This window comes from Microbacterium sp. LWO12-1.2, assembly GCF_040675875.1.
Classification (GTDB): domain Bacteria; phylum Actinomycetota; class Actinomycetes; order Actinomycetales; family Microbacteriaceae; genus Microbacterium.
In genome coordinates this window covers 3010952-3022653 of the sequence record NZ_JBEGII010000001.1, presented here as the reverse complement: position 1 = coordinate 3022653, position 11702 = coordinate 3010952, and the positions used below count along the sequence as shown (strand labels likewise).

Genomic DNA, 11702 nt, shown 5'->3' with positions numbered 1-11702 from the left:
GTCGCGAAGGTCGCGACCCCGGCTCCGGGTGTGGCGGCCGTCGCATCCGGCGACGAGTCGATGCCACATACTCGTAATCATGGCTACAGAAGCACCCGGTGACGACGTCAATCTCTATGGCATCCGTGCTGTCGAGAGGACCTGCGACCTCTTGGACACTCTGGCGGCGGCGGGCGGCCCGGTCTCGCTCACTGCCCTCGCGACGGCCTGCGGTCTGCCGAAGACGTCAGCGTTCCGCTACCTGTCCACCCTGGTGGCACGCAACTATGTGGAACGCGTCGGCGACTCCAACGATTTCCGTCTCGGCGTCGGGGTGTACTCGCTGCAGGCGGACCACCTGGAGCGACTCGGCCAGATCGCCCGTCCGCACCTGGAGCGACTCAGGGATGAGCTCGGTGAAACCGCGAATATGGGGATCCTCGTGGGGCGCGAGGTTGCCTACGTCGACATCGTCGAGAGCACCCACGCGGTGCGGCTGGCGGCACGGCCACGCGACCGGGATGCGTTGCACTGCACCGCACTGGGCAAAGCGATCCTCGCCCGCATGTCTGCCGAGAAGGCGGAAAAGCTGGTGGGTGAGAAGTTCTCCGCTCGCACCGAGCGCACGATCCTCTCGTGGCCCGCGCTCCGTGTCGACCTCGATCGGGTGCGGACCCAGGGGTACGCGGTGGACGACGAGGAGAACGAGATCGGCGGGCGGTGCATCGCAGTGGCGATCCCGATCGAGTCGCCGAGCATCGCCATCAGTGTCTCTTCGGTGACTCCGCGCCTTCCCATGGACAGGGTCCCCGAGGTCGCTGCGCGTCTCCGGGCGGTCTCTGCAGTCATTGCGCAAGAAGCGGCGGGACTGTAGATTCCATTCAGTGGACAACACGGTTCACTGAATGGAACGGGGTGGAACGTGCAGGACACATGGTCGATCGAGGAGATCAACGCGCCCTCTTCACTGCGGTGCTGAGCGACATCATGGACGGGCTGGGGCTGGGAGGGCAGGTCGCCGATCCATCGCTGCGCCCGCTGCAGGCCGGAATGCGTGTCGTGGGCTATGCGCGGCCCTGCCGTGCGGTCTCGGTGAACCGCGAGCCGGAGGCGCCGTACGCGGCTCTCATGCAGATCATCGATGACCTCCAGGATCAGGATGTCCTCCTGATCGGGATGGACCAGCACGCGACCAGCGCCATCTTCGGCGGCCTCCTCGCCACCGCGGTCTCGTCGGCGGGCGGCCGAGGTGTGATCGTCGACGGCTTCGCGCGTGATGCGGACGAGATCGTGGGGATCGGCCTGCCGACGTTCGTCAAGGGGCTCGTGCCGCTGGACTCCTACGGTCGCGACGAGGTCGTCGAGATTGACCAGCCGATCAACATCGCGGGGGTTCCCGCCGGACGAGGAGACCTGGTATTCGGCGACGAGGACGGACTCGTCGTCGTGCCGCAGGCGCGCCTGGGCGAGGTGTTGCGGCTCGCGTTCGAGAAGGTGGCGGGCGAGGGGGACGTACGCGCTGCGCTCAAGGGCGGCATGTCGACATCCGACGCGTTCGCCCGTTTCGGAATCCTCTAGGTGAGGGCGGGCCCGCACTCACTGTGAGCGCGGGCCCCCATCGAACGCCGTATACGGCAGTCGGTCCAGGACGGAGTCGGTCTCGCCACGGGTTCCTGCATCGATGAAGCCGTCCACGTACGGCGCCCAGCCGGCGCGAACGGCGGCGGCGCCCTTCAGCATGACGGCGTCGTATCCACGCAGATCGATTCCGAGATGCAGGAACATCTGCGGATCGTTCGGCTGGGCCGCCCGCTGCTGCAGGACGATGTCGATGTTGTCCAGGCGCACCCAGCACGCGGCGCCCATGTCGATCGTCGCACCGGTCGCCATGGGGCCCTCGTTGACGAACACACCGGAAGAGCGGCCGATGACCGTCACGGTGCCGACCAGCGGGGCGCCTGCGCTCTCGCCGGCCCAGCCGCCGATGCTCACTGCGGCGCTCTCGCCGATCGCGACCTCGCGCAGCTGCTCGATCGCTGCGGGGTCGCAGATCGTGGTCAGGAACGTCGCAGGCGCGTGCGCTCTGGCCGCGTGCGCGAGCCACGTCGTGTCTCCCGGCGATCCGCCGTTGATGTTGTCTCCGGTATCGACGACCGCAGTGAGTCCTGCGCCCGCGAGCGCGGCGGCAACGGCGCTCTCAGGGCTCGGATAGTCCTTCGAGAGAGCCGGAGCGAGCGCAGTCATGAGTGTGCTCAGCTCGTCGACGATGGACTCCGCGAGTTCGCCGCTGCCGGCATCCCCGAACGCCGTGAAGCCGATCCCGGTGTACGACGCATCGAGGTAGGCGTACCCGCCATGCACGTTCACGGACCAGATGGCCGGGTGGACGGCGAGCCGCCGTGCCTCAGCCATGATCGTCGCGAAGGGCTCGATCGTCGTGCGCTGCGCGACGGGAGGGGCCACGATCGCCAGACCGCGATGGGCGCGGGCGGGCGCTGCCTCTCCGCTCATCAGCCGGGCGAGGTGCGCCGCCGCCTCTCTCCCGCGCTCGTAGGTGTCGATGTGCGGGTTCTCCTGATATCCCACCAGGACGTCGGCCTGTGCGAGGCGCGGTCTGCTCATGTTCGTGTGGAAGTCCAGGACAGCGACGATCGGGAGCGTGCCGACGAGCTCCCGGACGAGAGCCGTGATCACTTCCTCGGGGTCGGAGACGAGGTCGACGTCCATATCTCCGTGAAGCTCGAGCAGGATCCCGTCCAGGCCGACGACGACAGGCTCCAGCGCGGTGCGGATCGTCGACAGGATCTCCGCGAACGCCGGCGCGGTGATCCGTCCGGACGGCGTCGCATAGGTGCCGAAGAGCGGGACGCTCTCGGCGCCGTGTTCGGAGTTCCCAGCCAGGAACCCGCCGCCTACGGTGCGGGACCCGGCGAACGCGGTGGTGAACTCCTCGCCGAGGTACCAGCGCGGCCGGAACGATTCAATGTCCGTGCCGTGCTCGGAGAAGCTGTTCGTCTCGTGGAAGACGCCGATGATTCCGACGCGTGTCATGAGATGCCTCCAGGATGTTCAGGGGTGGTGGGGCCGTCGGGCTCGAGAGAGGAGAACAGCCGCGCGATCCGCTCCACGGACGCTCGGGTGCCCTGATCCGTGTGGGGGTAGAAGCCGGAGCCGGTCTTCGCCCCGACCCGTCCTGCGCCGACCAGCGACGTGAGCAGGTGGCTCGGCTCATCTGCGACGGAGAGGTCGGGGAAGATCTGCGTGCAGACTGCCGCGAAGACATCCAGGCCGCCGAGGTCGGCGACCCCGATCGGCCCGGCGACCGCCCAGCGCGGGGCGAGTGCGCTCCTCACGACTTCGTCGATGTCTTCCGCGGAGACGACGCCCTGTTCGATGAGAGAGAGGCTCTCGCGCAGCACTGCAGCCTGCAGGCGATTGGCGACGAAGCCGACGCGCTCCTTCTCCAGCAGCACGACCTTCTTGCCGGCATCGCGGAGCATCTGCTCGACAGCGCGGCGGGCTTCGATCGATGTCCCCTCATGCGGGACCACCTCGACGAGCGGCACCACATCTGCCGGGTTGAAGAAGTGCGCGATGAGCAGATTCTCCGGCCTGTCGACGAATGCGGCGAGCACGCGCGGCATGAAGGTGGAGGTGTTCGAGGCGATGATCCCCGTTGTCCACCGCGACACCTCGCGGAGCACCGATTCCTTCACGGCGGGGTCTTCGCTGACTGCTTCGAAGACGAAGCCCGCGTTCTCCACGCACTCTCTGATGCTCGCGCAGACCCGCAGGTTCGTGCCGAGCGATGCCGGAAGCGATGCCGCCTCGGACACCCGTGTGTCGAAGACGCGGACGTCGAGCCCGTGATCATGGAACAGCCTCGCGAGGGCGATCCCCATCGTGCCCAGGCCGATGACCGCCACCTCTGCAGGTGAGGCGCCCGTCGTGCTCACAGCCGCAGGCTCGACATCCCGCCGTCGACGCGCAGAATCTCTCCCGTCGTCGAGCCCGACAGAGGCGAGGCGAGGTAGGCGAGCGCCCTTGCGACCTCCGCGGGGGAGACGAGCCGCCCGATCGGCTGTCGCTGGCGCAGGGCCTCCGCCGCTGCATCCGGGTCGTCCGACTCCTGCAGCAGCCGTCCGATCCACGGGGTCTCAGCCGTTCCGGGTGCGACGGCGTTCACACGGATGCCGTCGCGCACGTGGTCGGCGGCCATCCCGAGCGTGAGTCCGACGACCGCCGCCTTGCTCGCGCTGTACAGTGCGCGGTTGCGCACCCCGACGTAGGCGACCGCACTCGACATGTTCACGACCGCCGCGTTCTGCGAGCGCTCGAGATGCGGGAGCGCCTCGCGGACGACGCGCGCCATCCCGGTGACATTCACGTCGAGCACGCGCGCCCACTCCGCATCGTCGTTGTCGGCCACCGTGCCGGAAGCGCCGATGCCGGCGTTGTTGATGACGATGTCGATGCCGCCCAGCTCCGCGGCCACGCGAGCCACAGCGCCCTTCACGGCGGCGGGGTCTGCGATGTCGCACGCGATCGCAAGTGCATCGGGAGTGGCTCCGGAGACGTCGCGGTCGAGGATCGCGACCGTGGCGCCCCGCGACAGCAGCTCGGCGGCAGTGGCGGCGCCGATGCCGCTCGCAGCTCCCGTGACGATCGCGACGAGTCCCGCGAAGTCGCTCATGAGCCGACTCTCGTCCGTGCCGCGATGACATCCTGTCGCTGGCTTCCGAGGCCGTCGATACCGAGCTCCATCACATCTCCCTGCTGCAACCAGACCGGCGGCTGGAAGCCCATGCCCACTCCCGGCGGTGTGCCGGTGTTGATGAGGTCGCCGGGCTCCAGCACGAGGAACTGCGACACGTAGTGCACGATGAACAGGGGGTCGAACACCATGGTCGACGTGTTCCCGTTCTGGCGGCGGGTGCCATTGACATCCAGCCAGAGGCCGAGGTCGTGCACATCGTCGATCTCGTCCGGGGTCACCAGCCAGGGTCCCGCCGGATTGAACGTCTCCGCGGACTTCCCCTTGACCCACTGGCCGCTGCGCTCGAGCTGGAATGCTCGTTCGCTCACGTCGTTGACGAGCGTGTAGCCCGCGATCGCGTCAGCCGCGTCCTCGACGGTCTCGAGGTAGCTGGTGCGGCGTCCGATCACGATCCCCAATTCGACCTCCCAGTCGAGCTTGGTGGAGGCCCGAGGAACGCGCACGGCGTCGTTCGGCCCGACCAGCGTGTTGGGGGCCTTGTTGAACAGGATCGGCTCCACGGGTACCGGCTGTCCGGTCTCGGCGGCATGATCGCGGTAGTTCAGCCCGATGCAGAGGATCTGATGCGGACGTGCGATCGGTGCGCCGATGCGCTCGCCGGAGAACTCCTCGATGTGCCCCGCGGCGACGCGGGACTGCACGATAGGCCGCAGCGCCTGGATGCCGTCGCCGCCGAAAAACCGTTCGTCGAAGTCATTCGTGATGTCCGAGACGTCGACGTACGTCTCCTCGTTCAGTCGGACGACGGGCCTCTCGGCGCCGATCTCACCGATGCGCATCAAATGCACGGGACGTTCTCCTGAGGGTCGAGCGCATTCGCGCCAGCGGCAAACGCCAAGCGAGAATACCGGGCGTCGTGGAATGGAATCACTGTACCGTCTGGTGAAACAAAGTCCAGCGTTCAGGCAGACATGAACCTGCCGCCTCAGCGCGTGAAGATGTTGCCTTTGAGGTCGGCTGCCCACGGCGACGCCAGCAGGGCGAGTGCGCGGCCGATGCCCTCGGGGCTCACGGCGATCTCGCGGGCGTGGTCCGCGTAGGACTGATCAGCGCCGTTGGCGACGCCGTTGTCGAGTGAACGGTTGAACAGCGGGGTGTCGACCGAGCCCGGCAGGAAGTTGTGCACGCGGATGCCGTGCTCTCCGAGGTGGCGTTCGAGTGTCATCGCCAGGCCGTTCACGCCCCCCTTGCTGCTGCCGTAGGAGATGGAGCCGCTGGCCCCCGCCACGCCGGCGGGCGATCCGACGAGGATGATGGTGCCGCCCCCGGCGGGGATCATCGTCCGGCTGGCGGCGCGCGCAGTGAGGAAGCTGCCGGTGAGGTTGACGTCGAGGACGCGCTGCCAGTCCTGCACCGTGATGTTCCGGATGTCGGCCATCTGGTCGCGCATGATGCCGGCGACGTTGATGAGCACGTCGATTCCGCCCCACTCGGAGGTGATCGCCGTGAATGCGCTGTCGACCGACTTCTCGTCGCTGACATCGACCTGGTGCGTCACGGGGGCGGTGTCGCCGGAGAGTTCAGCGGCGGTCTGTGCGAGCCCCGCTTCGTCCCAGTCCAGGAGTGCCAGGCGGGCGCCTGCCCCGGCGAGCGCGATCGCGGTCGCGCGGCCGATGCCGCTCGCGGCGCCGGTGACGACGATGCGCCGATCCTGCAGTCCCAATGTGCTGTCGAACGATGCCATGATTCTCGGCGCCTCTCCTCTGAGGATTCAAAACGGTCATTCAGTCCCAGGGGAGTGGATTCTCCGCCTGTCGGACTCATCATTGCATGAATGTGCACTGACGTGCTGGCTGGAATTCCATATCTTGATGGCTGTGCGTTGACCGGTCGACCGCGCCGGGACTAGAGTGGTCACCAGTAACGGAGTAATACGGACATTACGGAGTACCGATGGCGATGTATCTGGGCCTGGCGAACGGCGATATCCCCGACGAGCCGGCGGGATTCACCGTGCCCCTGATCGCCCGCTGGGCGGAGATGGGCATCCGATCCCTCTCGGTGCACTTCGCGGCGGGGCCCGCAGCCGTCCTCGACGAAGCGCCCGGTGTGCGCGCCCGCCTCGCCGACGGCGGAATCCACGTCGCCCAGATGGCCGGCGTCAATGCGAACTTCGTGCACGCCTCCCCCGAGGTCAGAGCGGAGGCCCATCGCCGTGTGCTCGCGGCGATACCCACCGCCGTCGCCCTGGGGGCGACCATGATCAGCTCCGGCGCGGGGACCAGCCGCGACGACTGGCAGCCGAACTTCTACGCGCCGCACGCCGACAACTACTCCGAGCGCGCGAAGGCCGACCTGATCGACGGCCTGCGCGGCATCGCCCCGCACATCGAAGACGCAGGCATCAGCTACACGATCGAGTGCCACCAGCTGTCGGCGACGCGCTCGCCCGAAGCCATCCGAGAGATCCTCGACGCCGTGGACTCACCCGTGATCACCGCGAACTTCGACCCGGTGAACCTGCTCGACAGCGCGGTCGCCGTCTTCGACAACGCCGCGCGCATGAAACACATGATCGACGTCGTCGGACCCCGCTACGGAGCGTCCTGCCACCTGAAGGACGTCGCCGTCACGGATGAGTTCGTCTGCCGCATCCTCGAGGTGCAGCCCGGCGAAGGCGTGCTGGATTACGACGCGTTCTTCGAGCAGGTGCGCCGCCTTCCCGACGGCTCGGCCCTGATCGTGGAGCATCTCGCTCCCGAGCGCAGCGCCGAGGGTGTGCGGTTCGTGCGCGAGCGCGCGCTCGCCGCCGGGATCGAGCTGCTGTGACCGTGCAGGAACGTACAGCTGTCGACGAAGTCGAGGACCTGCGCGGTGTGCGCCGCCGGCTGCACTCGCTCGCCGAGCTCCGGTTCACCGAGCACCGCACCGGCGCCGAGATCGAGTCGCTGCTGGACGGCTGGGTGGATTCGCTCACCACGGGTGTCGCCGGCACCGGCATCATCGCCCGCATCGGCGGGGACGCGCCGGGACCTCGCGTGCTGCTGCGCGCCGACATGGACGCCTATCCGGTGCAGGAGGTCAACGACCTGCCCTACGCATCGACGACCCCCGGTGTCTCGCACGCCTGCGGCCACGATGCGCACATGACCGTGATGGTGGGGGTGCTGCGCCGCCTCGCCGCCCGCCGCCCCGAGCGCGGCAGCGTCGAGGTGCTGTTCCAGCCGGCCGAGGAGATCCCGTTCGGGCAGCCGTCCGGCGCCAGGGGCGTGCTCGAGAGCGGGGCACTGCAGGACTCGTACGACGCGGTGCTCGGGCTTCACTGCTGGCCGAACCTGGAAGCCGGTTCCGTGGGCGTCGATCCGAAGATCGCGATGGCGGCGAAGGATGCGTTCCGGATGGTCGCGCGCGGCCGGGCCTCGCACGCCGCCACCCCCGGTCTCGGACGCGACGCGCTGCTCGCGATGAGCGACCTGGTCACATCGCTGCACGCGGTGATCGCCCGACGCCGCAACCCCGACGAGATGGTGGCCTTGAACGTCGGCACGATCTCCGGTGGCGCATCGCAGAGCCAGGTTCCGGAAGAGGTGGCCATCACCGGCACCCTGCGCACCCACGACCCGGCGGTGCGCGCCACCTGCAAGCAGACGATCGCGCAGCTGTGCGAGGGCGTCGGCCGCGCCCACGATGTCACGATCGAGCTCACCTGGGCCGACGAGATGCCGTCGCTGGTCAATGCGCACGCCCTGGTCGAGCTGGCCCGCGAGGTCGGCCCGGAGGTCTGCGATCTCGTCGATCTCCCCAAGCCACCCCTCACCACCGACGACTTCGCCCTGCTGGCCGAGCGGTGGCCGGGGCTGTATCTGAAACTCGGTGTCGCCGAGCCGGGGCGATCCGGCACGCGCGCACTGCACTCCGGCGACTTCGACATCGATGAGCGGTGCCTGACGACCGGTGTGGACATGATGGAACGACTCACCCGTGCGGTGCTGTCGACAGACGAGAGGAATCGGTGAGCGCTGTGGGCGACATCGTGCACATGTATCGCGAGATGCGGCGGATCCGCGCCTTCGAGGATCGACTGATGGATCTGAAGGCGGGCGGCGAGGTGCCGGGTTCCATGCATCTCACCAACGGGCAGGAGGCGATCGCGGTCGGCGTGGCGAGCGTCCTGCGCCCCGACGACTACGTCACCGCGACCTACCGCGGTCATGGGTGGGCGATCTCCCGCGGCAGCGACCTGACCGGGCTGTTCGCCGAGGTCATGGCCCGCTCCGGGGGAGTGAACGGCGGGCGCGCCGGTTCTCCCTACTTCAGCGATGCGAGCATCAACTTCCTGGGTGAGAACTCGATCGTCGGTGCCGGCGTCCCCATCGCTGCAGGGGCGGCACTGTCGGCGCAGCGGCACGGCCAGGGCCAGGTGTCTGTGGTCGCGATCGGCGATGGAGCGACCAACCAGGGCGCCGTGCACGAGGCGCTGAACCTCGCCGCCGCCCTGACGCTTCCGATGGTCCTCGTGGTCGAGAACAACATCTACTCCGAGATGGTCCGCATCAAGGACATGACGAAGATCGATCAGCTCGCGATCCGCGCGGAGGGATACGGCATCCCCGGCGTGACGATCGACGGCAACGACCCCGCCGTGGTCGCGGCTGCTGCCGCCGACGCGGTGGAGCGCGCTCGCCGCGGCGAGGGGCCGACCCTGATCGAGGCGATGACCCAGCGCCTGGTGGGCCATCACAGCGGCGATGCGCAGCACTACCGGCCACGCGGAGAGGTGGCTGAGGCGGCGTTGGACGAGCCGCTGCACCGCATCCGCTCCGCCGCCGACGCCACGCTGCTCGCCGAGCTCGACGCGATCGATGCTGAGGTCACCGCCGAGATCGAGCACGCCGTCGCTGCGGCGCGCGCCACCGAACTGCCCGACCCGAACACCGCCAAGGACCACGTCTATGCCTGACGCCACCCAGACCCTCAGCTACATCCAAGCGGTCCAGCACGGGCTGCGCTGGTCGCTCGAAGCGCTCGACGACACCGTCATCTTCGGCGAAGACGTCGCGGTGCCCGGCGGTCCGTTCGGTGCCACCAAGAATCTGCACCGGGACTTCGGCGACAGCCGGATCTTCGACACCCCCATCTCCGAGACCGCGTTCCTGGGCATGGCGCTCGGTGCGGCCATGACGGGTCTGCGTCCGATCGCCGAGATCATGTACGCGGACTTCATGTTCGTCGCGATGGATCAGCTCGTGAACCAGATCGCGAACACGCACTACGTCAGCCGAGGCACGTACGGGGCCCCGCTCGTCATCCGCACGCAGCAGGGCTACTCATCGGGGTCGTGCGCCCAGCACTCGCACTCGATCGAGGCGTACATCGCCCATACTCCCGGCCTGCGCCTCGCGGTGCCGTCGACAGCGGATGACGCGTACCAGATGCTGCGCGCCGCGATCGTCTCAGACGACCCGGTGGTGGTGGCAGAGGCGCGCATGCTCTACCCGACGAAGGGGGACGTGCGTCTCGATGCCCCCGTCGAGCCGATCGGTGGAGGACGCATCACCCGCGAAGGAGCAGACGTCACGATCGTCGCCTGGTCGCGGATGGCGGCAGCCGCGCTGGAGGCGGCGGAAGAGCTCGCCGCGGACGGCATCGACGTCGAGGTGGTCGACCCGCGCTGGCTCGCGCCTCTCGACTTCGACCTCATCGCGGCATCCGTACGCAAGACCGGACGCCTGGTGATCGCGCACGAGGCCAACCTCACCGGCGGCTTCGGTGCGGAGATCGCCGCGCGCGCGGCCGAGGAGTGCTTCAGCGATCTGCGCGCGCCGATTGCCCGGGTCGGGGCACCCGACGTGCCCACTCCTGCGGCCCCCGCGCTGCAGGCCGTGGTGATTCCTTCGGCTGCCGATGTGGTGTCGGCAGTGCGTCGTGTGGTTCGCTGAGCAGAGGCATCACAACGGATGGAGGCGGCACAGTGATCGGAATCGTCGGACCAGCTGACTCCGTCGCTCTGGCGACGCAGATCGCGGCCGAAGCCGGCTTCGCGGACATGCTCCGGCCCGGTGTCTACCGACACGCGGACGAGGCCTCCGATCTGGCCAGGGAACTGGACCCCTCGTGCACGGTGGTGCTGTTCACGGGGCAGGCGCCGTACATGATGGCGGGTTCGGAGCTGACCGAGGCTGAGCCGCAGTTCGTCTCGCACTCGGGCGCCGACCTGTACCGCTGCATCGCCCAGGTCCTGATCGAGTGCGGCGGCGCGATGCCCCGAGTCACGGTGGACTCGATCGACGAGGCGACCGTCCTCAGCGCCTTCGCCGACCTGGGGCTGCCGACTCCTTCGGCGCATCCGCTCGGATCGCCCGAGGACCACGCTGTGCCGGCCGATGTGGCCGAGATCATCGCCTTCCACCGCGCGGCGCTCGCCGACGGTCGGGCCGACGCCGTGCTCACCTGCCTCGCCGAGGTGCACGCGGTGCTGCTCGCCGAGGGCGTGCGCGTCTGGCGCATCGAGCACACCGCCCGCACCATGGCTGATGCACTGCAGCGGGCGCTGCTCTCGCATGACCTCATCCGCTCGCGCGAGGAGCAGCTGGCGGTGGCGCTGTTCGCCCCCGACCGTGCACGGCTGGCGGAGCTCGACGTATTCGAACGTGAAGTGGTGCGGATGCGGGTGCACCGCGAGCTGCTGGAGGTCGCGCGGCGCAACGGCGGTCGCCTCACGGCCGTCGAGGGCGGGCTGTTCTCGGTGGCGATGAGTCGTCTCACGCTCGATGACGATCTCGACGGCGGGTTCGGTGAGGCCTGGCCGATGGAGATCGCGGTGGACGGCCTGGTGCTGCACGTCGGCGTCGGCGTCGCCAACACCTTCGAGCATGCAGAGACCCTCGCCCGCACGGCACTCGACGGTGCGCAGCGCTCGGGCCGGACGCAGGTCTGCTTCCCGGATGGGCGGATGGTCGCGATCGACGAGGCCGTGCAGGGCCAGCCCTGATCGCGAAGGAACGGA

At 68.5% G+C, this 11702-nt stretch carries 12 protein-coding genes; 7 read left to right on the top strand and 5 right to left on the bottom strand.

The window, feature by feature from the left end; all coding sequences use genetic code 11:
* The first annotated feature begins 79 nt into the window (after nt 1–79).
* Nucleotides 80–853 (top strand): IclR family transcriptional regulator, encoded by a 774-nt coding sequence (locus tag MRBLWO12_RS14445; protein ID WP_363556642.1) that lies wholly within the window; start codon nt 80–82, stop codon nt 851–853.
* A 59-nt stretch (nt 854–912) separates the two neighbouring features.
* Complete coding sequence (locus tag MRBLWO12_RS14440; protein WP_363556640.1) at nt 913–1557, top strand: RraA family protein; 645 nt, start codon at nt 913–915, stop codon at nt 1555–1557.
* 18 nt (nt 1558–1575) lie between these two features.
* Here MRBLWO12_RS14440 and MRBLWO12_RS14435 read toward each other — a convergent pair whose 3' ends face one another.
* From MRBLWO12_RS14435 to MRBLWO12_RS14415, 5 genes are all read right to left on the bottom strand, one after another.
* Nucleotides 1576–3030, bottom strand: coding sequence for a M81 family metallopeptidase (locus MRBLWO12_RS14435; protein ID WP_363556639.1), 1455 nt, complete (start codon nt 3028–3030; stop codon nt 1576–1578).
* The gene (locus tag MRBLWO12_RS14430) at nt 3027–3935 is read right to left on the bottom strand and encodes a 3-hydroxyacyl-CoA dehydrogenase family protein (RefSeq protein ID WP_363556637.1); all 909 of its coding nucleotides are present in this window, start codon (nt 3933–3935) and stop codon (nt 3027–3029) included. The genes MRBLWO12_RS14435 and MRBLWO12_RS14430 overlap by 4 nt, the downstream gene beginning before the upstream one ends.
* Nucleotides 3932–4672, bottom strand: a complete 741-nt coding sequence (locus MRBLWO12_RS14425) for an SDR family NAD(P)-dependent oxidoreductase (protein WP_363556635.1) — start codon at nt 4670–4672, stop codon at nt 3932–3934. The genes MRBLWO12_RS14430 and MRBLWO12_RS14425 overlap by 4 nt, the downstream gene beginning before the upstream one ends.
* Nucleotides 4669–5544 carry a fumarylacetoacetate hydrolase family protein gene (locus MRBLWO12_RS14420; RefSeq protein ID WP_363556633.1) on the bottom strand — a complete coding sequence of 292 codons (876 nt, stop codon included), beginning with the start codon at nt 5542–5544 and terminating at the stop codon, nt 4669–4671. The genes MRBLWO12_RS14425 and MRBLWO12_RS14420 overlap by 4 nt, the downstream gene beginning before the upstream one ends.
* A 137-nt stretch (nt 5545–5681) precedes the next feature.
* Entirely contained in the window at nt 5682–6440 is a 759-nt protein-coding gene (locus MRBLWO12_RS14415; protein WP_363556631.1) for an SDR family NAD(P)-dependent oxidoreductase, read from the bottom strand.
* 209 nt (nt 6441–6649) lie between these two features.
* Between MRBLWO12_RS14415 and MRBLWO12_RS14410 the strand changes: the two genes are divergently transcribed.
* Genes MRBLWO12_RS14410 through MRBLWO12_RS14390 form a run of 5 tightly spaced genes read left to right on the top strand, consistent with a single transcriptional unit; the run spans nt 6650 to nt 11687 of the window.
* Nucleotides 6650–7525, top strand: a complete 876-nt coding sequence (locus MRBLWO12_RS14410) for a sugar phosphate isomerase/epimerase family protein (protein WP_363556629.1) — start codon at nt 6650–6652, stop codon at nt 7523–7525.
* Entirely contained in the window at nt 7522–8712 is a 1191-nt protein-coding gene (locus MRBLWO12_RS14405; RefSeq protein WP_363556627.1) for a M20 metallopeptidase family protein, read from the top strand. The genes MRBLWO12_RS14410 and MRBLWO12_RS14405 overlap by 4 nt, the downstream gene beginning before the upstream one ends.
* Complete coding sequence (locus MRBLWO12_RS14400) at nt 8709–9656, top strand: thiamine pyrophosphate-dependent dehydrogenase E1 component subunit alpha (RefSeq protein WP_363556625.1); 948 nt, start codon at nt 8709–8711, stop codon at nt 9654–9656. The genes MRBLWO12_RS14405 and MRBLWO12_RS14400 overlap by 4 nt, the downstream gene beginning before the upstream one ends.
* The gene (locus MRBLWO12_RS14395; RefSeq protein ID WP_363556623.1) at nt 9649–10635 is read left to right on the top strand and encodes an alpha-ketoacid dehydrogenase subunit beta; all 987 of its coding nucleotides are present in this window, start codon (nt 9649–9651) and stop codon (nt 10633–10635) included. The genes MRBLWO12_RS14400 and MRBLWO12_RS14395 overlap by 8 nt, the downstream gene beginning before the upstream one ends.
* 32 nt (nt 10636–10667) lie before the next feature.
* Nucleotides 10668–11687, top strand: a complete 1020-nt coding sequence (locus MRBLWO12_RS14390; protein WP_363556621.1) for a hypothetical protein — start codon at nt 10668–10670, stop codon at nt 11685–11687.
* Nucleotides 11688–11702 lie beyond the last annotated feature (15 nt).

Bases quoted from the DNA above. Each gene is read 5' to 3' on its own strand.
- MRBLWO12_RS14445 (WP_363556642.1), top strand. From the start codon at position 80: ATGGCTACAGAAGCACCCGGTGACGACGTCAATCTCTATGGCATCCGT.
- MRBLWO12_RS14440 (WP_363556640.1), top strand. From the start codon at position 913: ATGGTCGATCGAGGAGATCAACGCGCCCTCTTCACTGCGGTGCTGAGC.
- MRBLWO12_RS14435 (WP_363556639.1), bottom strand. From the start codon at position 3,030: ATGACACGCGTCGGAATCATCGGCGTCTTCCACGAGACGAACAGCTTC.
- MRBLWO12_RS14425 (WP_363556635.1), bottom strand. From the start codon at position 4,672: ATGAGCGACTTCGCGGGACTCGTCGCGATCGTCACGGGAGCTGCGAGC.
- MRBLWO12_RS14415 (WP_363556631.1), bottom strand. From the start codon at position 6,440: ATGGCATCGTTCGACAGCACATTGGGACTGCAGGATCGGCGCATCGTC.
- MRBLWO12_RS14410 (WP_363556629.1), top strand. From the start codon at position 6,650: ATGGCGATGTATCTGGGCCTGGCGAACGGCGATATCCCCGACGAGCCG.
- MRBLWO12_RS14395 (WP_363556623.1), top strand. From the start codon at position 9,649: ATGCCTGACGCCACCCAGACCCTCAGCTACATCCAAGCGGTCCAGCAC.